Source organism: Facklamia sp. P12945 (genome assembly GCF_050409485.1).
Taxonomy (GTDB): Bacteria; Bacillota; Bacilli; order Lactobacillales; family Aerococcaceae; genus Facklamia.
Window position 1 is genome coordinate 1 of sequence record NZ_JBNUPJ010000012.1, and the last position, 19,717, is coordinate 19,717.

The window sequence follows — 19,717 nt, forward strand, 5'->3', positions numbered from 1 at the left end:
AGGAATGGGGACACTGGGAAATCGATACTGTGGTAGGTCCGCATGGTGAAGAGGACCCTGCCTTATTGACGTTGGTTGAACGACACTCACGCTTTGAGTGGCTTATTTTGATTAAGAATCAGACAAGTCAGGTCGTTTATCAAGCGATCACTCAACTCATAAACTCCCTAGGAGAGGAAGCTGAGCGACTTTTTAAGACTTTTACAAGTAATAACGGTTCAGAATTCAGCTCACTCACAAAAGCCGTCTCCTCTGTAGCTGAGGTCTACTTCGCTCACCCTTACTCATCTTGGGAGCGTGGCACCAGTGAAAACCAACACCGTCTCGTTCGACGCTATATACCAAAAGGGGAGTCTTTAGCTAGGTATACACAGGTAGATATTGATCGCATTCAACAATGGATGAATGATAGGCCACGGAAGCTATTAGGTTACGCCACGGCTCACGAAGTGTTTGTTAAGGCGTGGAAGAATGAACAGAAAACAGCTTGACGTGAGGGCTTGACAAGGAGCCTCCTTCGCCATGGTTTCCTAGCATAAACGCCAGATAAACCGCTCAGCCCATCAGGCTACCATGGCTCAGCTCCTTATCAAACCCTCACAGAAAGATTAAACAACTACACGGATCATTGAACTCACACTTCTCATGGGCGAGGACTCCTTTGTACTAGGTGGCTAAGTTGTATTTGCAATTTATATCTAAATAACAATTATAGTACGCGTCATAAGCAACATCTCTATTTTTAGTTTGCGTCTTGGTCGCGTATAAGGAACACCAGTGTATTTTCATATTTTTATAGAAAATGTGCATTGATAGGCGTTGTGTACCCTGCATCTGCTATTAAATAAGTCGGATTAAAAGAAGGGATTTTTTCAAATAAGAAGGGGAAAGCCAATGTATCGTAGGTATTTCCTGAATGGACACTATAAGCTAATACCCATCCCCTTGCGATCGCAAGCTGTTTGAATAGTATAGGCAAAAACTTGGCCATGATCCCCTTTATGAAACCACCCTACCTCCGGATCATTGGGACTGATTGTTTGGGACTTTGTTAAGGTCTCCTTTTTTGTGTTTTTTAGCGACTTTTTTCTATGAATCATCCGATCTGCTTGAACAGCTTCCAGCATTTCATCTGCCAACCATTTGGCTTGTACCGGCACTTCTTCGTTGGTATATTTCCGGCCATTCGCACAAGCTTTGACGTGAGTACATCCATAAAAACTGCTTGGGTATCGACTGCTCCTGCCTCCAAACACTGCGTGAGTATCTGGCTAAAAATCTGTTGGGCGATACTTGTTCCTTCAAAACGCCACTTGTAATTCTTTCCAAAGGTTGAAAAATGGGGCACTGAATCCGTGAGAGATAATCCTAAGAACCAGCGATAAGCAACATTCACTTGAATTTTTTGAATGGTTTGGCGCATGCTTAGAATACCTTAGAGATGTTGAATGATGAGATTTTGATAAGCGTAATCGGATTAAAACTTGGACGTCCACTATCCAAACAATAGACATCTTCTACTAAAGCATAGTTGAATGAAAAATTTATAGGGCGATCAATTTTTCTCAGAAGATGGTCTTCAAGAACGAGTTCTTCAAGGGCATGAAAAGCGATCTGATTACGTGCTTCAAATGTTTTACTATCGGCATTAACTGACATCATGGAAATCACCCATTTTCTTTTTATTATACATAAAAAAGCCCTCTAAATCACTATAAGCTGTGATCTAGAGGGTTTTATCTACATACTGATATCTCCCTAACGGAAGATGTTTAAGTATAAATGATATTCATATAATAAAAATAGGTGCATCATTTATTTACGTTTTGGTCCCAAATATTCTGAATCATCAAAGCCTAAAATTACTGAAAAAAGTGGGAATCCGAAAAGAAGCCCGAGACCATATCCAACACCCTTTCCAAACACTTTTGCTAAGTCTAAACAAAACATGATGATAAAATAGATATTTGCTAGCGGAACTAATAGCCATAACACTTTCCATCCATTACCGTATACAATTTTAAATTGAATATATAGTTGATAAATAGGGATCAGTGACTTCCACCCAGCTTCACCAGCCTTTTCAAAAAGTTTCCACATACCTACAATAAAAATAATTACAAATACCATGTATAGTATACTTGAAAAACCGTCTGACATATTTCCCATTTACTCACTCTCCTTCTTATATTTTTTAAGTATACTATATAAAATTAAAAATAACAAATAAAATTTAAAAACAAAAAACACCTTCCAATAAAGGAAAGTGTCTTGAATATCTGCTGTAATAATGATTGGTACTCGATTCCTGCGGAATCTCCGTCCCATAGCACATTCGTAAGGGAACAAGTTCGCAACGACTGTCCTAACGTTTTGAGAATTGAGAAGCTTTACGAGCTTTCTTAAGACCTGGTTTTTTACGTTCTACCATACGAGGGTCACGTGTTAGAAGTCCAGCTGATTTTAATGCAGGACGGAAGTCTGGATCGACGTTTAATAATGCACGTGCGATTCCGTGACGAATGGCACCTGATTGACCAGAGAAGCCTCCACCTTTTACGTTCACAATAACATCATAAGATCCTAAAGTTTCAGTAGCGTTGAATGGTTGGTTGATTACTTCGTGTAAGTGAGCAAATGGAATGTATTCTTCCAAAGGCTTACCATTCACAGTGAATTCACCAGTTCCTGGTACTAAGCGTACGCGTGCTGATGAGTTTTTACGACGACCTGTTCCTAAGTATTGTACTGTAGCCATTTAATCCCTCCTTATATTAATGTATTGATGTCTAATTTTTTAGGTTGTTGAGCGGCATGGTTATGCTCTGAACCTTCATAGACAAAAAGTTTAGTGAATTGTTTGCGACCTAAACGGTTGTCTGGTAACATTCCTTTTACTGAACGTTCGATTAAGCGTGTAGGTTTCTTGTCGCGCATTTCACCTGCTGTAGTGACACGCATTCCACCAGGATGTCCTGAGTAATTATAATATTTCTTGTCTGTTGCTTTTTTACCAGTTAAGGCAATTTTTTCAGCATTAATTACGATTACAAAGTCACCTGTATCCACGTGTGGGGTATAGGTGGGTTTATTTTTTCCGCGTAAGATTGATGCAACAACAGTTGAAAGGCGTCCCAATGGGATATCTGTGGCATCTAATAATACCCAGTTGCGTTCAACTTCGTTCTTTTTAGCCATATATGTTTGACGCACGTTGTTTTCCTCCAATATTTGTCTAGTTGTTTACGGTTACGATGAGTTTCCGGGGCTCATGTGTGGGGTAAACAATACCGTCAACTATTATATTCCTTATTAACCCCTAATGTCAAGCGATTTTCTCACACTGCTTCAAATTTATTTTGCTTTCGATCAACAGTCATTTGCCTTCATGGTATAATCATTTCAAAGGAAGTGAAATTTATGAAAGCTCAAGAAAGACGCCAAGCCATTTTAGCATTCTTAAAAGAACAAAGCGAAGCGATAACGGCCAATGAGTTAGCTAGTCGTTATCAAGTCAGTCGTCAGGTAATTGTTGGAGATATTGCTTTATTACGTGCCCATCATAAAGTAGAAATTTTAGCCACTAATCAGGGATATTTAATTCCTTCTTCCCCGATTAACAATACTGCTACTAAGGGGTATACGGGGGTGATTGTTTGTCGTCATGATGATAGTCAAATGCGGCTAGAGTTAGAAACAATATTAGCCTATCAGGGTAAAGTGCTTGATGTGCAAATAGAGCATCCGGTTTATGGTTTATTGTCTGCTGCCCTTCATATTCATTCGCAAGCTGATCTTGAAGCCTTTCTAGAACGTATGGCAACTTATGAAGGTGAAATGTTAGCATCCTTAACGGATGGTATTCATTCACATACCATACAGGTGCCTAGTCTAAAAGAATTTAAGCTAATCGAAAATGCTTTGTCACAAGAAAAAATCCTCTATGTGTAGATAGGTGTCTTGACACCATTATAGATTGTTGTTAAACTGCTTTTATAGTAAATTTTTTGGAGGTTCTTATGTCTCAAACTACTCGCTTATCTAAAACACGCCAATTGACGTTCGCTAGCTTACTCACAGCAATTGGTATTATCATACCAATGGTTATGCCACTTAAAATTGTGATTCCTCCTGCTTCTTATACTTTGGCTAGTCATGTGGCAATTTTTATGGCCATGTTTATTTCGCCTTTTACAGCTGTTTTAGTAAGTTTAGGTACTAGTCTGGGATTTCAATTAGCTGGCTTTCCTATGATTATTGTTGCAAGAGCTGCTTCGCACGTTGTATTTGCTTTTGTTGGCGCTAAAATGCTTCAACAAAAACCGCAATGGTTAGCAACAAGTCGCAATAAATGGACGTTTTCTTTCATCATCAACTTAATTCATGCAGTTGCTGAAGTATTCGTCGTCTATGTGATCACCCAAGTAGGTTTTAGCCAAGCCAGTGAAAACTTCTTATATGTTTTAATTGTTCTAGTGGGTGGAGGAACTCTTATCCACGGCATGGTTGATTATTTCTTAAGTGATTATTTCGCTAAACAATTAGCAACACGAGCTAAAATTCCTGTCTATCCAATGGTATAGTAAATTCTATATACTAAAAGGCAAGTGGAAACACTTTGCCTTTTATTTTTTTCCTATGATACAATCAAAACAAATGCCTAGCGAGGAGGAAAATGATGAATCGCCCTGATGTTATTGTTATTGGTGGAGGCACTAGCGGAATGATGGCAGCAATCCACGCTGGCATGAATGGCGCGCGTGTGCTGTTACTTGAAAAAAATTATAAATTAGGACGCAAATTAATTCTTACCGGAGGAGGCCGCTGTAATGTCACCAATCGTTCACCTCGTGAAGTATTCATTGACCATATTCCAGGTAATGGTAAGTTTCTTTATTCTGTATTAGAACAATTTGATTCACAAGATATAATCGATTTTTTTCAAACACGAGGTGTTCGCTTAAAAGAAGAAGATCATGGGCGGATGTTTCCCATTTCGAACTCTGCTCGCACCATTCGCGACTGTTTAATTAATGAGATGAGACATTATGCCATTGAAGTAATTGCTGGTGAACCTGTTGAAGAAGTTCTTTATAATCAGGAAACAGCTTCTGTTAGAGGTGTTCAAACCAGCAAAGCGACATATACTGCCAAAGCTGTCATCTTGGCCTCAGGCGGCAAGGCCTATCCTCGCACCGGTTCGACGGGAGATGGCTATCGGTGGGCCAAAGACGCTGGTCACAGTTTGACGGATTTTTATGCCACTGAAGTCCCCTTATTATCCAACGATTCCTTTATTCAAGACAAGTCATTACAAGGTATTTCATTGAGGGACGTTAATGTCAAAGTACTAGATAAAAAAGGGAAAACAATTGTTTCCCATCAAATGGATATGATTTTTACCCACTTTGGTTATTCAGGACCAGCTATTTTAAGATGCTCCGGCCATGTCAATTTATACCTTAAAGAAAGCCAAGAAAAAATTGCGAATCTAACCATTGATCTTATCCCATATATTTCATATGAAGAGCTCAAGAAACTGGCAGAAGAACAAAGAGAAAAGCAAGTTGATAACATTCTGCGCCAATGGTTACCTGACAAACTAAATGGCTTGATTCAAAAACAAGTAGGAATCCAAGAAAAGTCAGCTTATAAGCAAGTCAACCATTCTATTCAAGAAGCGCTGTGGAAACGAGTCAAAGCTTTTCCACTCACTGTTTATGGCAGTCAACCACTTGAAAAAGGTTTTGTAACGGGTGGAGGGGTTAACTTAAAAGAAATCACCCCTCAAACCATGGCGTCTAAATTAATGAAAGGCCTCTATTTCTGTGGTGAAATCATTGACATTAATGGATATACAGGTGGCTATAACATTACAGCTGCTTTTGCAACAGGTGCTGTTTCTGGACAACACGCGGCTTGGTTCAGTCTTTCTTCGTAAAGAGTTTATATTTTTCATTGCAATAAAAAACATCGCAGCCAAGGCTTGCGATGTTTTTTGTCTTTATCTATTTTTATTCAGCACTTGTTTCTTCAGTTCTCTCAGCGTCGCTATCCTTATCTTCATCTTCTAATTCAAAAGCTTTCGGATTCGATACAATTAACACGCCATTTACAACCATTGATTCAGCTGGTAAATCGTTCCACTGTCTCAATTGGTCAATACTTACTTCATACTTGTCTGCTAAAACTTCGAGTGTCTCGCCAGGAGCTACTTGATGGTAGTCTACCCATGGATTAGTGACAGCAATTTCTTCACCAATATAGACCACGTTGTCAAGTAAACCGTTCCATTCACGAAGCGCTTCAACCGAAACTTCGAATTGATTCGCTATACTTTCTAAGGAATCTTCTTCAGTCACCTTATAAATACTCGGTGCCTTTTCAGGATGGGAAAGGGTTAATTCTGTTCCTTGCTCAATTTCTTTACCTTCTTCTAATTCGCTCCATTCAATAATTTGAGCTTCTGTTACTGGGTAAACCTCTAATAAGTCTTGAATTCTTTCGTCTTCCATTAAAGTATGCTTAATTGGATAAATTTCTTCTAATGGGCGAGCTTGTTTAAAGACTGTAATCGCTTGGCTTGGATCCTTCAAGTAAAGAATATCTCCTACTTCAATCGCATCATTTAAGAGGCCGTTCCATTGGCGTAAATCATTTTCATTAATGTCATTAGCCTTTGCAATATCAGCCAATTTTTCCCCTTCAGTCACTTCATGAGTCGGCAAGTCAATACTTTCAGGATCTAGCGCCTTGGTTCTCGGATCAGTGAGTTTATCTTCATCTTTTTGTAAAGTTTTAGGTTTGCGAATATTCACTTCGCGCGGCTCCTTTTTAAGAGTCTTTGGTTTTTCATTATTAATACCTAGCCCATCGCTTTGTGGTTGAGAATCACTGGATGTATCTGGCGTGGTGGTTAATTGATTACCTGTTGAGTTATTAGAAGTTGTGTTAGTTTGACTTGGTACATAATTGGAGCCTGAGCTTGGTAAATAAATCACTTCACCAGGGTAGATCATGGTATCTGTTCGACCATTAAAAGCCATCAGTTGACGGCCAGTCATACCATAGGCTTGAGCAATAGTATCAAAGTTGTCCCCCGCCACAACCGTGTAAGCATTGGATGAGTAAGACGGTTGACTTGGACGGTTGGGATTTGTAAGATCAGTTGATCCGTTAGATGTTACTGCTAGTTTATCTCCCGGATAGATTAAATCTGAAACTAAGCCGTTCCATGCCACTAACTGATTAACAGTCACACCATATCTTAAAGCAATGGTATAAAGGCTATCGCCTTTATTAACAACATACGAACCTTGATTGTTGGATCCTTGATTAGATCCCCCAGGTGTTACAGAAGTAGTTCCTCCATCAGCTACTGCTAATAAGTCCCCTACATCAATAAAGTCGGAGGACAGCCCGTTCATAGCCTTTAACTGACTAACCGTTAAGCCGTAGGCATTAGCAATTTTATAAAGACTGTCGCCTTTTTGAACCACATAAGTGGCTGGATCTTCTTTCACTACCGGTGGCTGACTTGGTTGATCTGTTGTATTTGAACCATTTAAAGCTAAACGATCACCTACATCTATATAGTTACCTGTGAGACCATTAAAAGATCGTAATTGATCGACGGATAAACCGAATTTATTTGCAATGGAATAGAGGGTATCCCCTTTTTTTACGACATAATAACCTGCCTCCTCTTGATTACTACTTTTGTCTCCTCCATCCATACTCACAATCAATTGAGCACCTATATCGATAGTTGTACTTGATAAGCCATTTAAAGCCATTAAGTCTTGTTCAGACAAACCATATTTACGAGCTATGCTATAAATCGTATCGCCTTTTTCGACCACATGGGTGGTATTGGCTGATGCTTGAGTCAAGCCCATTAAAGTGATAACAGACAAGCAAATAGCCGATTTATTGATCAGCTGTTGAATTGTTTTCTTCATCTATGAGAACCCCCTTTTTTAATAGTTTTGTTTAGTAACTATAGTATAACATGACCCAATAAGCAGGCAAAGTTATTCTAGCGGAAATCATTTTAGATTCATACTTTTGTCATTAATTATTAACACGACAGTAAGATTATCTATTCAATTTATTATTTTTTATATGAATCCTTATGCTATATAAAATTTTATATAAGTGGCTATTTTGGTTCGCCTTTCTATTGAAATAAGAATTACTATATGGTATTTTCAACTTGTTTGATAAATATTTTTTGGTGGTGATATTCTTGTCGTTAAATTTTAAGATAAGTATTAAAGTTGCTCCGTGTCATCGTCATTATTTTGCATTTCTTCATCAAGCGCTAAGTAAAGCTCATTACCTCCCATCTCATTATTCAATTATCCCCATACTCTTATGCGACTTAAGTTCAGCCCATATCAATGTTAATACTCTAATCATTGATAGCAACGGAGATTTTTGGTACTCCAACCAATCCTTAGAACAAATTTCACACAATATACTCCAAGACCAACACCTCTTCATACCTTTTAATAGTTGTTTAGATAGCCTTCTTTGGCTCAATTTACGCTATTGCTCCTATTTTAATACACTCGAAGATCATACTAATCGACAAACGGTTATCAAATACGGCTTCTTCTACTATCAATTAAATACTGATCGTAACTTATCTTTTATCTATCCCTTATCCATTCGATACCAAGCTTTATCTTTTAATAGCAATCGCCCTCATAACCCTCCTTCTATCTACTCTTTTAATCGCTTTGTAGATTTCAGCCTATAAATAGGCATAAACTTTTTAGTTAGAAAATAAAAAAACTTGATTGTCGCTACTAAACGACAATCAAGTTTTTTAAAAGAGTCCAAAGAATCTTTTTTTCTTTTTTCTTATTGATTTTGAGTGTTTAGCTTCTAACTTATGAATGGGATCTCCGTTAAAGATATCCCGAGCATTTTGTAAGAAGTAGTCGACCTTTGCCTGACCAAAATCTTGTTCTAGTTGATTAAATGCAGCCTTCATATTAAATGGTCGAAAATCCACATGGTGGACGTCAGAAGCAATAACATGTGCTAAATTAAGTTCAAGCATTTCTCTTGCTGTTTTTTGAAATTTTTCACCATATAAGCCCACATAAGAAGAAGAAGTGATTTGTGATAAACATCCCATCTGAATTAAGTCATATAAATCCTCATAATTTTCAGCTAATTGATGATTTCTTTCTGGATGCGCAATTAAAGGTGTTATTCCCATATCAATTAACTGCAATAGCATTTTAGGCGCAAATTCTGGGACTTTAGCAGTTGGAAATTCAATCAAATAATATTTATCCGATCCATCTAGAGATAATAAATCACCATTATAATAATCTTCCATAAATTGCTTGGTTAAGCGTATTTCTTGACCGGGATACACTTTAACTTGTAGGCCAGCTCTTTCGTAATCAGCAGATAATTTGTCCGTAAATTTTATAACATCCTCTTTATGATTAATAAATTGACCATTACGATGGTGGGGGGTTAAAACAATATGTTGGACCCCTTCTTCTTGACCCATTTTAGCTAGGTAAATAGAATCTTCTAGCGTTTGCGCCCCATCGTCTACTCCGGGTATAAGATGTGAATGTAAATCAACAATCATTTTTATTACTCACCCTTGCTATCTTTTTCGGAATCATGACCGTAACCATAACCATAATATGAATAATAGCCTGATCCTTCTTCACGCGGAACACCATTCATAACATATCCTAAAATATTCGCATTGACATTATCTAAGATTTCTTTCGCTTGGCGTACTTCCTCACGACGAACATAGCCATAACGTAATACCATCAAAATACCATCCACACGTGTTGCTAAAATTTGTGGATCAGCCACAGCAGTAATAGGTGGCGTATCATAGATTATCAAATCAAAATATTGATTCAACTCATGCATAATGGATGTCATACGAGCTGAACCGAGTAATTCTGAAGGGTTCGGCGGAATAGGTCCACACGGCAATAAGTAAAGACCTGTTTCGGGATTATGTTGAACTACCTGATTAAATTTGACCTCAGGATTGGCAATTAAGGTTGACAGTCCTTCTTTATTATCGATTCTAAAAGTTCGATGAAGGGTTGGCTTACGCATATCCGCATCAACAATCAAAACCTTTTTCTCTGTTTGAGCCATAACAACCGCTAAGTTTGCTGAAACGGTCGACTTGCCTTCAGCCGGAATACAAGAAGAAATTAGTAAACTCTTAAGCTTCCGATCGACTTGAGCAAATTCAATATTCGTACGGATGGCACGAAATTGCTCCGCATTAATAGATTGAGGAGATGTATAAGTAATTAAAGAGGTTCCAAATTCTTGATCTTTTAATAATTTGCTTTCTTTTTTCTTTCGAGTATTAAACATGCTAAACCTTCTTTCTAGTCCGTTTTTGTGATTTACTACTTGCTATACGAGAACTTTTCATTTCTTTATTTGAAAGTTGATAAATATGTCCTAAATCATTCATTCCTAGACTTGCCATAAATTCATCATCTTTGACGGTTGTGTCAGAAATTTCGGATAATAAAATAATTAAGATGGCAATCGCCAGACCCATTAGGGCCCCAATAATTGAATAAATTGGCAAACTAGGAGAAACTCGGTTTGGGTTAAAAGAAGCTGGAGAAAGAATAAAAATGTTGGTATCTTCTCCCCCATAAATATCGCTGACTGTTTCTTCAAAAACTGTAATCACATTATAAAGAACATTTTGAGCAGCTTGAGGAGACTCAAGCTGAACGGAAACATAAAAAGCTTGTGAGTTTGGTGATTGTTCCACCGTAATAGCATCTTTTAAATCTCCTACCGAATAAGCCTTATTGGCATCATCGCTCACTCGATTAAGAACACTGTCACCCGTGATAATATCGCGGTAAGTATTAATCAACTGTGAGTTAGCTTGTAATTCACTGTATTGGATAGGCGATTGTCCCATTCGATCTTCTGATTGATTCACTAAAAGCTGAGCCGTTGAGCGGTAATTAGGTGTTACAAATAAAATCATAAAAGCAATCGCCAAAATGATCCCTAAGAGAATTAAACTAAATATTTTAAAAGCATGCTTAGTAAATAATTTCCATAAATCTTTTAAGCTAATTTCTTCTTGTTGCATGTTAACCTCCGTATTGTGTGCTATCATTAGCAAATTTTATTATCTTTTCTTTCATAATTTTAGGCTGATGAACCGCCTCTTTCAAACTTTCTACAAATTCCAAAGTCTCTTGTAGTGGAATTGGTACAACTTTTCCAACAAATATTTGATCATTTAATTGATTTTCAACAAGTTCTGATCCGGTCAATAATTCTTCATAAAGCTTCTCACCTGGTCGAATACCTGACTCTCGAATACCGATTTCTTCAACTGTATGCCCGGAAAGGAGAATCATTTTCTTGGCTAAATCAAGAATTTTAACAGGTTCCCCCATGTCAAGGATAAAAACTTCACCATCTTGGGCAAAAGTTCCAGCAAAAACAACTAATTGGCTGGCTTCTGGAATAGTCATAAAATAGCGAATCATTCTAAAATCTGTAACTAACACAGGACCTCCAGCGGCTATTTGCTTTTTAAAAGCAGGAACAACACTGCCTCGACTGCCCAGTACATTTCCAAAACGAACTGCACAATAAAGGGATGCTGACTGCTTGTTCATGCCAGTGATAATTAACTCAGCTACTCGTTTAGTCGCTCCCATAATATTAGGGGGATTGACCGCTTTATCCGTAGATATCATTACCATTTTAGACACTCTAGCTTGATCGACAGCTCGTGCGACATTGTATGTGCCCAAAATATTATTTTTATAAGCTTCGACCGGGTTAGCTTCCATTAAAGGTACGTGTTTGTGAGCAGCCGCGTGATAGATAATATCAGGTTGATATTCTTTAAATATTTCTAATAGACGGTCATAGTCTTGGATATCCGCAATAACCGGAATATATTGAATCATACGTTCGTTATAAGTTTTAATCATTTCATGATAGATAAGATAGATAGAATTCTCCCCATGCCCTAATAAAATAACTTTTGCTGGATTATGTTTAGAAATTTGACGGGTTATTTCAGATCCGATAGACCCTCCTGCTCCCGTTATTAGAATGGTTTTCCCTTCTAATTCCTTTCTCATAGCAATTTCGTCTAGTTCGATTTCCTGACGGCCCAAAAGGTCTGAAATCTTAATTTCACGCATGGATTCTTTTGGTTGATGGATTCCTAATAAAACGTCTTCAACTTTTGGCATATTATAGACGCGCACACCTAATTCGTTACAATAACGAAGTATCTCTTCATATTTTTCTGGTTTCAGGGAAGGAATAGCAATGACAGCTTTTACGATATTGTACTGCTTAGTTAATTCCGTAAGTTGTTCTAAGCCCCCTACTACCTCGACGCCTCCTATGTTCATACCAATTTTAGAGTGGTCTTCATCTAGGATAGCAACCACTTTTTCGTTTCTTGGATGACGTTGGTAAGCATTCATAAAAAGTGATCCACCGTCTCCTGCTCCAATTAATACAATATTTTCTCTATTTTTGTTATCGATATTAGTGACTCTGTTTTTAGTGTGATAAATATATTGCCATAATATTCGTAAAGCACTGATTGCAACTCCTGCTAGACCTGCTACTATAATTAAATAGCGAAAAGAAAGCCATTTAAGCACTATAGATAAAATCAACCCAGAAACTAAATTGGCAAAAATAACAATTAAAAATAAAAGCGAAAAGTCGACCATAGTCGCATAGCGCTTTATACGTGAATCGACTTTAAAATGTTTAGAGACTGCATAATATAAACCAAAGGACAATAATAAATGTCCCACATAAAACTGCATTGGGACTTTGAATATACCTAAAAAAATGACTAAAGCAACAATTGTTGCTAGACAAAAAGCTAAAAGGTCACTGACTGCCCATATCAATCGTTTGTGGGCAAAAGGTAGGTTTTCTACCCATTGAACGAAACGAAGTGATAACGTCTCTTGGTTTCTTAACATGCTTTCATTCCTCACTATAATCTATTAGCTATATAGAACATTATCTTTCTCTAGTACGTCCTAATTTTGATAGCCATATTATCTCTATCATTTTACCGATATTATTAGGCACTTTCAATGTGTTTAAGGACAAATTTCATTAAAACTATCTAATTATAGTCAGGAAAATAAAAAAAGCAAACGATTTAAGGTTAAAACCACCTTAAATCGTTTGCCTAATCAATTTATTTAATTGACTTACATCATACCCATACCTGGTTGGGCAGGCATTTCAGGTTCGTCTTTAGGAATTTCAGCTACGACAGCTTCAGTTGTTAATAATAAAGCTGCTACTGATGCAGCATTTTGTAAGGCTGAACGAGTTACCTTAGTTGGATCAACAATACCAGATTGAATCATATCTTCAAACTGATCCGTTGTTGCATTATAGCCTGTTCCTTCTTTTGAAGAAATAATTTTATTGACGATCACTGAGCCTTCACGACCTGCATTTTCAGCAATTTGACGAACAGGTTCTTCTAAAGCACGAACCACAATCTTCACCCCAGTTGCTTCATCATCAGTTTCTGTTTCTGTGGCAGCTACTTGATCTTTAATGATTAAGTAAGCTGCTCCTCCACCCGCTACGATTCCCTCTTCAACAGCAGCGCGAGTGGCATTTAATGCATCTTCAATACGTAATTTAACTTCTTTTTGTTCGGTTTCAGTTGCTGCTCCGACTTTAATGACTGCTACACCACCAGCTAATTTGGCTAAACGTTCTTGTAATTTTTCTTTGTCATAGCTTGAAGTAGTTTCTTCTGCTTGGTGACGAATTAAAGCTACACGTTCTTTAATAGCTTCGGATGAACCAGCACCTTCAACAATCGTTGTGTCATCTTTAGTCACAGTCACTTTTCCAGCTGAACCTAAGTGGTCGATGGTTGCATCTTTTAATTCAAAGCCTAATTCTTCAGAAATTACAGTAGCTCCAGTAAGAATCGCAACATCTTCTAACATCGCTTTACGACGGTCTCCAAATCCTGGTGCTTTAACTGCAGCTACATTTAAAGTTCCGCGTAATTTATTTAAAACTAAAGTTGGTAAAGCTTCCCCTTCAACATCTTCAGCAATAATCAATAACGGACGGCCAGATTGCATTACTGCTTCTAATACTGGAAGCGCATCTTGAATGTTAGAAATCTTGCGGTCTGTAATTAAGATATATGGATTTTCTAAATCTGAAATCATTTTTTCATTATCGGTTACCATATATTGTGATAAGTAACCACGATCGAATTGCATACCTTCTACAACTGATAATTCAGTCTCAATGGTTTGAGAATCTTCAATAGTGATTACACCATCGTTGCCGACTTTTTCCATAGCATCAGCAATCAATTCGCCAACCTTTTGGTCTCCTGATGATACGGCTGCTACTTGTGCAATCGCTTCTTTAGAAGATACAGGTTGTGATAATTCTTTTAAAGCTGCTACAGCTGTCTTAGTTGCTTTATCAATTCCACGACGAATACCAACTGGGTTAGCACCTGCTGTAACGTTCTTCATTCCTTCACGTGCAATTGCTTGAGTTAAAACAGTGGCAGTCGTTGTTCCGTCTCCAGCTATATCATTGGTTTTTGAAGCTACTTCTTGCACTAATTGAGCACCCATATTTTCATAACGGTCTTCCAATTCTATTTCACGCGCAATGGTTACCCCGTCGTTTGTAATAAGTGGAGAACCGTAAGTCTTATCTAAGACAACGTTACGTCCCTTAGGGCCCATTGTTGTTTTAACCGTATCTGCTAATAAGTCTACCCCGCGCAATAAAGCTGCACGTGCGTCTTCTGAGAATTTCAATTCTTTTGCCATTTATACCGCTCCTTTATATCTTTTTCTATTGAGTTCTTTATTAAATATCTTTTATTCAATAATTGCTAAAGCTTCTTTTAATTCGATAATAATAAATTTTTCACCTTGGTCTTCAATCTCGGTCGCTGAATAAGATTTATAGATAACTTGATCGCCAACTTTAATTCCGTCTTCTGATTCTATTTCAGGACCAACCGATACTACTTCACCAATTTGTTGTTTTTCTTGAGCAGAGCTAGGTAACACAAAGCCGCTTGCTGTTGTTTCTTCGACTTCCTTTGGTTTTAGAACAATACGTTTTGCTAAAGGTTTCAACATGAAAATCCCTCCAAATTTTATTATTTAGCACTCTGTTGATATAAGTGCTAATCACAATTAATATATTAGACCATCTTTGATTAAAAAGCAAGAAATAGATATAAAAATCTCATTATTTTTTCCTAAAACCATAAAAAAACTTCTCACTATAAATAGTAAGAAGTCCAATCATTTTCTATTCTCTTGCTAACTGATCAGCAATTTCTTCTTGGTTAATGAAATAAATCAAGGTCTGCAGTTCATTGGTTAAATCAACATTTTGTACGCGAACACTTTCAGGTACTTCAAAACGTAATGGGGTAAAGTTCAAAACTCCCTTTATACCAGCAGCTATTAATCGTTCCATTATTTCGTCTGCATATTCTTGAGGAACAGTTAAGATAGCCACATCGATTGCTTGGATTTCTAATTGCTCTTCTAACTCATCAATCGAATAGATAGGAATGCCCGAATGGACAGTTCCAATCAAATCAGGATTGACATCAAAACCGGCACCAATTCTGACATTATTAGATTTTCTAAAGTTATAGTTTAATAAGGCATTCCCTAATGATCCAACTCCGATCAAGGCAGTGGTTGTTAGACGATCTTGATTGAGTGTCTTCCCAAAAAACTGAAGCAAATATTCCACATCATAACCATAGCCTCTTTTCCCAAGGGCTCCAAAATAAGAAAAATCACGCCGAATGGTCGCACTGTCAACTTTAACAGCATCACTGAGTTCGGTTGATGAAATGCGCGTCTTACCAGCATTGTATAAGTATCGCAAATAACGATGATAAATTGGCAAACGCTTGGCCGTCGCTCGTGGGATTTCTTTCACCATTCTACTTCCTCCGTTCATCCTAACTTTCACTTGTTTGTGTGTTTTCTCACAATTTGATAAGTCTAGTATATCATCAAACGAAGATAATGCCAATCAGTAGAGAGTCTTTTTTAAAAAAAATTCACAAACTTTTTAAAAAGCCAGTTGAATCGAAACTAGTGAGAGTTTAATAAGCGTGCTATAATGGGAGAGATTGAACAAAGGGGGATGGCCCGTGATTTTACTACAAGCAAACAATATCAGTCGTCGTTTTGCCGATGTGACTTTATACGAAGACGTTAACTTTTCGATTCAAGAACGTGACCGAATTGCATTGGTCGGACGTAATGGAACGGGTAAGTCAACTCTAATTAAACAAATCATTGGTGATGAACCCATCAATGATGGTCAATTTAGTCGTGCTAAAAAGCTAAACATCGGTTACTTAGAACAACATATAGCAGTAGATTCTCTTTTAACTGTTTGGGATGAAATGCTGTCTCTTTTTTCTAAAAAATTAGTTATGAGAGACCAAGCCCAAGAAATTGCTGACAAACTAGCGAATCTAGCTGATCAAGGTGATACTCAATCTATTTTATATCAAGAGACCTTGGCCCAATATGATCAAATTCAAATGGAATTACAAGCAAAAAATGTCTATCAAATCGAATCTACTATTCGAACTGTTCTTCATGGGTTTGGTTTTTATCCGGAGGATTATGATCAACCCATTCAAAGTCTATCTGGAGGCCAAAAGACTCGTATCGCCTTAGCCAGACTCTTATTACAAGACTATGACTTATTAATTCTGGATGAGCCTACCAACCATTTAGACATGCAGACTTTAAGCTGGTTAGAAAAGTTTTTAACCACCTATCAAGGCGCACTTTTAATCGTTTCTCACGATCGCTATTTTTTAGATAAAGTCGCAACTCAAATCTATGAAATTCGCGACCACCATCTACATCATTATCAAGGTAATTATTCTTTTTATGTCCAAGAAAAAGCAGCTCGCATGGAACACGCTCAAAAACAATATCTCAAACAGCAAGCTGAGATTAATCGTTTAGAAGAATTTGTCCAAAAAAACATTGCCCGTGCTTCCACTACTAAAAGAGCCCAAAGCCGACGCAAACAGTTAGAAAAGATGGACCGCATTGAAGCACCTAAACAAGATGCTAAGGCTCCTCGTATTCAATTTTCAATTGCCAAAGAATCGGGTGAAAAAGTTATTCAGGCAGAAAATTTGAGTATTGGTTATTCTCCTACAGATGTTCTTTGTCAAAACATCAACCTTGACCTGACCAAGCAAAATGCTATCGCTATTGTTGGTCCTAATGGAATTGGGAAAACAACTCTTCTAAAAACTCTTTTAGGCTATCTTCCAGTTATCGATGGTACAATTAAGAAGGGAACCAATGTCCAAATTGGCTACTACGACCAAAACGTCAACCATCTGTCTGGCGACGTTACCGTACTCGAGACCCTTTGGCGTGCTCATGATACAACAGATGAGTGGAAAATCCGTTCCATTTTAGGCTCTTTTCTTTTTAGTGGAGAAACGGTGGAAAAGAAAGTCAGTCTGCTCAGTGGTGGTGAAAAAGCTCGTTTAGCCTTAGCTCTTTTAGCGGCTGATCACGATAATACCCTATTGTTGGATGAGCCAACCAACCACTTAGATATTGATTCGAAAGAAGTCTTAGAAGAAGCACTCATTAACTTTAACGGAACGCTGCTATTTGTTTCTCATGATCGTTACTTTATTAATCGGATTGCTACTCATGTTTTAGAAATAGCTGCTGACAAGAGCCAGCTTTATCTTGGCGATTATGATTACTATTTAGCTAAAAAAGAAGAATTTGAAGCCTTTGAAGCAGCTGAGGAAAATAAGAATGGGCAAAAAGAAGAACTTATCTCTGCTGGTCAGCTGTCTTATGAAGAAAATAAAAAAATAAAAAGTGAACTAAGAAGACTACAGAAATTAGCAGACGAAGCTTGGACTGATAACGAAGCTCTTGAAGAAATGATCGAAAAAGATAAAGAAATGATGCTCGAAGCAGCAAATGCTAACGATCATCAAGCATTAATTGCTATTGATCAGAAAATAAAAGAAAAGCAAGAAACTAGTAATCAGTTAGTTACACAATGGGAAGAATACAGTCTGGCTATTGAAGACTATCTTGAAAAATACCCCGATTTAAAATAAATTTAAAAACACACACTGAAAATTTCAGTGTGTGTGTTCTTTATAGAGTCATACCTGGTCTGGCATTGGCTGCTAAATCCGTATATTCTTCCTTTAATAACTTTGGATAGGCAGCTGCTCCAATCATGGCTGCATTATCTCCGCATAATGCTAAAGGTGGAATTAAAAGTTCTACATTAGGGTAGTGAGCTTCAAACAGGCTTTGTATGCTTGCTCTCAATTCACTATTGGCGGCTACTCCGCCGGCTAAAACAAATTGCTTAATCTCTGGACGATTTTCCAAAGCCTTGCTAACTTTTCCCGTTAAAACATCCACACAGGCACGTTGAAAACTCGCTGCTAAATCAACTGGCTGGATGCTTTCTCCTCTTTGGTTAGCGTTGTGAACCAGGTTCATCACCGCACTCTTCATACCTGAAAATGAAAAATCTAAGTTATTCTCATTTAACATGGCACGAGGGATTGAATAAATTTCTGGGTTTCCTTCTTTAGCCATTTGATCAAGATACTTACCTGCTGGATAAGGTAAGTCTAGCAAGCGGCCTACCTTATCATAAGCCTCTCCTACCGCATCATCTTGCGTTTCACCAATGACTTGATAATTATTCGCCGACTTCATAACCACCAACTCAGTATGTCCACCACTGACAATTAAAGCCATTAATGGAAACTCTAAGTTTTTAATAAAGCGGCTGGCATAAATATGTCCAGCTAAATGGTTGACAGCAATTAAAGGCTTTTTATATAAATAGGACAATGTCTTAGCTGCAGTAACTCCAATTAATAGAGGGCCAACTAGCCCAGGACCTTGGGTCACTGCGATCGCATCTACCTGATCAATCGATTCTAGTTGGGCTTCTTCTAATGCTAACTTCAAAACTTGACTGATTTGTTCGACATGGTGACGACTAGCTACCTCAGGGACAACACCGCCAAATCGCATATGACTCTTTACCTGGGAGGCAACAATATTCGCTTTAATATGACAGCCATTTTCTATCAAGGCTACACTCGTCTCATCACAAGACGATTCAATGGCTAATATTAAATTTTCTTCTTGCATTGGCTATTCCTCCTACTCAAATGTTAACTGCATAACCCAGCCATCTTCAACCGGATCATGATAATAGTTAGGCCGTTCATCAATTATCTTAAATCCCACTGCTTGATATACGGCAATAGCCACCTGATTACTGACTCGAACTTCCAAGTTAACTTTTTCTACTTTATTTTCTTGAAATTGATCTAGAAGAGCTCTTAAAAAAGCTTTTCCCCTCCCTTTGCCTCTGTATAGAGGACCAACCCAAAAATAATGTATGCTTGCTTCTTCAAAAAGGACTTGTCCGCCACAACAAGCCACTAACTCTTGGGCGTCGGTCCAAATCCATAATCTAGCATAAGGACTCTGCCATTCTTGAATGGTGGCATCCGCTGACCAATTAAAACTTTGAGCAATGGCTAAGATTTGCTGAAGTAAAGCAGGTTCTTTATCTGCTTTTGCGATTTCTTTAAGCATCATTT

22 protein-coding genes and 1 pseudogene are annotated in these 19,717 nt (G+C 37.7%); 6 read left to right on the forward strand and 17 right to left on the reverse strand.

Going from position 1 to position 19,717, the window contains the following annotated elements; translation table 11 throughout:
- Positions 1-491: IS30 family transposase (locus ACQV2X_RS05050; protein ID WP_428894292.1), on the forward strand; the 491-nt coding region annotated here is incomplete at its 5' end.
- Between the two features lie 302 nt (positions 492-793).
- Here ACQV2X_RS05050 and ACQV2X_RS05055 read toward each other — a convergent pair.
- From ACQV2X_RS05055 to rplM, 7 genes and pseudogenes are all read right to left on the reverse strand, one after another.
- The gene (locus ACQV2X_RS05055) at positions 794-991 is read right to left on the reverse strand and encodes a hypothetical protein (protein WP_428875144.1); all 198 of its coding nucleotides are present in this window, start codon (positions 989-991) and stop codon (positions 794-796) included.
- The gene (locus ACQV2X_RS05060; RefSeq protein ID WP_428874027.1) at positions 924-1,256 is read right to left on the reverse strand and encodes a hypothetical protein; all 333 of its coding nucleotides are present in this window, start codon (positions 1,254-1,256) and stop codon (positions 924-926) included. Before ACQV2X_RS05060 ends, ACQV2X_RS05055 begins: the two co-directional genes overlap by 68 nt.
- Before the next feature lie 68 nt (positions 1,257-1,324).
- Positions 1,325-1,423 (reverse strand): annotated as a pseudogene (locus tag ACQV2X_RS05065) (transposase); the annotation flags it as partial.
- Positions 1,424-1,425: 2 nt separating this feature from the next.
- On the reverse strand, positions 1,426-1,662 hold the full coding sequence (locus tag ACQV2X_RS05070; RefSeq protein ID WP_428874020.1) for a hypothetical protein: 237 nt from the start codon (positions 1,660-1,662) through the stop codon (positions 1,426-1,428).
- Positions 1,663-1,815: 153 nt separating this feature from the next.
- Complete coding sequence (locus ACQV2X_RS05075) at positions 1,816-2,169, reverse strand: DUF5684 domain-containing protein (protein WP_428874019.1); 354 nt, start codon at positions 2,167-2,169, stop codon at positions 1,816-1,818.
- Between the two features lie 196 nt (positions 2,170-2,365).
- Entirely contained in the window at positions 2,366-2,758 is a 393-nt protein-coding gene (rpsI, locus tag ACQV2X_RS05080; protein ID WP_090289633.1) for a 30S ribosomal protein S9, read from the reverse strand.
- Positions 2,759-2,769: 11 nt separating this feature from the next.
- Positions 2,770-3,213: a 50S ribosomal protein L13 gene (rplM, locus tag ACQV2X_RS05085; RefSeq protein WP_428874018.1), complete on the reverse strand. Its 444-nt coding sequence runs from the start codon at positions 3,211-3,213 to the stop codon at positions 2,770-2,772.
- A 207-nt stretch (positions 3,214-3,420) separates the two neighbouring features.
- Between rplM and ACQV2X_RS05090 the strand changes: the two genes are divergently transcribed.
- From ACQV2X_RS05090 to ACQV2X_RS05100, 3 genes are all read left to right on the forward strand, one after another.
- Positions 3,421-3,951: a 3H domain-containing protein gene (locus tag ACQV2X_RS05090; RefSeq protein ID WP_428874017.1), complete on the forward strand. Its 531-nt coding sequence runs from the start codon at positions 3,421-3,423 to the stop codon at positions 3,949-3,951.
- A gap of 68 nt (positions 3,952-4,019) precedes the next feature.
- Positions 4,020-4,583 carry a hypothetical protein gene (locus ACQV2X_RS05095; protein ID WP_428874016.1) on the forward strand — a complete coding sequence of 188 codons (564 nt, stop codon included), beginning with the start codon at positions 4,020-4,022 and terminating at the stop codon, positions 4,581-4,583.
- A gap of 95 nt (positions 4,584-4,678) precedes the next feature.
- Entirely contained in the window at positions 4,679-5,941 is a 1,263-nt protein-coding gene (locus ACQV2X_RS05100; RefSeq protein ID WP_428874014.1) for an NAD(P)/FAD-dependent oxidoreductase, read from the forward strand.
- A gap of 73 nt (positions 5,942-6,014) precedes the next feature.
- On the opposite strand, the gene ACQV2X_RS05105 is transcribed toward ACQV2X_RS05100, so the two are convergent.
- Entirely contained in the window at positions 6,015-7,961 is a 1,947-nt protein-coding gene (locus ACQV2X_RS05105; RefSeq protein WP_428874013.1) for a LysM peptidoglycan-binding domain-containing protein, read from the reverse strand.
- A gap of 287 nt (positions 7,962-8,248) precedes the next feature.
- On the opposite strand from ACQV2X_RS05105, the gene ACQV2X_RS05110 reads away from it, so the two are divergent.
- The gene (locus tag ACQV2X_RS05110) at positions 8,249-8,764 is read left to right on the forward strand and encodes a hypothetical protein (RefSeq protein ID WP_428874012.1); all 516 of its coding nucleotides are present in this window, start codon (positions 8,249-8,251) and stop codon (positions 8,762-8,764) included.
- Between the two features lie 69 nt (positions 8,765-8,833).
- Here ACQV2X_RS05110 and ACQV2X_RS05115 read toward each other — a convergent pair whose 3' ends face one another.
- From ACQV2X_RS05115 to ACQV2X_RS05145, 7 genes are all read right to left on the reverse strand, one after another.
- On the reverse strand, positions 8,834-9,619 hold the full coding sequence (locus ACQV2X_RS05115; protein ID WP_428874010.1) for a tyrosine-protein phosphatase: 786 nt from the start codon (positions 9,617-9,619) through the stop codon (positions 8,834-8,836).
- 5 nt (positions 9,620-9,624) lie between these two features.
- The gene (locus ACQV2X_RS05120; protein ID WP_428874009.1) at positions 9,625-10,383 is read right to left on the reverse strand and encodes a CpsD/CapB family tyrosine-protein kinase; all 759 of its coding nucleotides are present in this window, start codon (positions 10,381-10,383) and stop codon (positions 9,625-9,627) included.
- Between the two features lies 1 nt (position 10,384).
- Positions 10,385-11,131 carry a YveK family protein gene (locus ACQV2X_RS05125; RefSeq protein ID WP_428874008.1) on the reverse strand — a complete coding sequence of 249 codons (747 nt, stop codon included), beginning with the start codon at positions 11,129-11,131 and terminating at the stop codon, positions 10,385-10,387.
- Position 11,132: 1 nt separating this feature from the next.
- Positions 11,133-13,013, reverse strand: a complete 1,881-nt coding sequence (locus tag ACQV2X_RS05130; RefSeq protein ID WP_428874007.1) for a polysaccharide biosynthesis protein — start codon at positions 13,011-13,013, stop codon at positions 11,133-11,135.
- 237 nt (positions 13,014-13,250) lie between these two features.
- A complete protein-coding gene (gene groL, locus ACQV2X_RS05135; protein WP_428874006.1) occupies positions 13,251-14,867 on the reverse strand; it encodes a chaperonin GroEL in 1,617 nt (538 codons plus the stop codon).
- Positions 14,868-14,918: 51 nt separating this feature from the next.
- On the reverse strand, positions 14,919-15,185 hold the full coding sequence (locus ACQV2X_RS05140) for a co-chaperone GroES (protein ID WP_428874005.1): 267 nt from the start codon (positions 15,183-15,185) through the stop codon (positions 14,919-14,921).
- A 175-nt stretch (positions 15,186-15,360) separates the two neighbouring features.
- A complete protein-coding gene (locus ACQV2X_RS05145; protein WP_428874003.1) occupies positions 15,361-16,011 on the reverse strand; it encodes a redox-sensing transcriptional repressor Rex in 651 nt (216 codons plus the stop codon).
- Positions 16,012-16,225: 214 nt separating this feature from the next.
- Here ACQV2X_RS05145 and ACQV2X_RS05150 point away from each other — a divergent pair, with 214 nt between their 5' ends.
- Positions 16,226-18,196, forward strand: a complete 1,971-nt coding sequence (locus tag ACQV2X_RS05150) for an ABC-F family ATP-binding cassette domain-containing protein (protein ID WP_428874002.1) — start codon at positions 16,226-16,228, stop codon at positions 18,194-18,196.
- A gap of 40 nt (positions 18,197-18,236) precedes the next feature.
- Here ACQV2X_RS05150 and tsaD read toward each other — a convergent pair whose 3' ends face one another.
- Positions 18,237-19,259, reverse strand: coding sequence for a tRNA (adenosine(37)-N6)-threonylcarbamoyltransferase complex transferase subunit TsaD (tsaD, locus tag ACQV2X_RS05155; protein ID WP_428874001.1), 1,023 nt, complete (start codon positions 19,257-19,259; stop codon positions 18,237-18,239).
- A 12-nt stretch (positions 19,260-19,271) separates the two neighbouring features.
- A complete protein-coding gene (gene rimI / locus ACQV2X_RS05160) occupies positions 19,272-19,715 on the reverse strand; it encodes a ribosomal protein S18-alanine N-acetyltransferase (protein WP_428873999.1) in 444 nt (147 codons plus the stop codon).
- Positions 19,716-19,717: the final 2 nt, after the last annotated feature.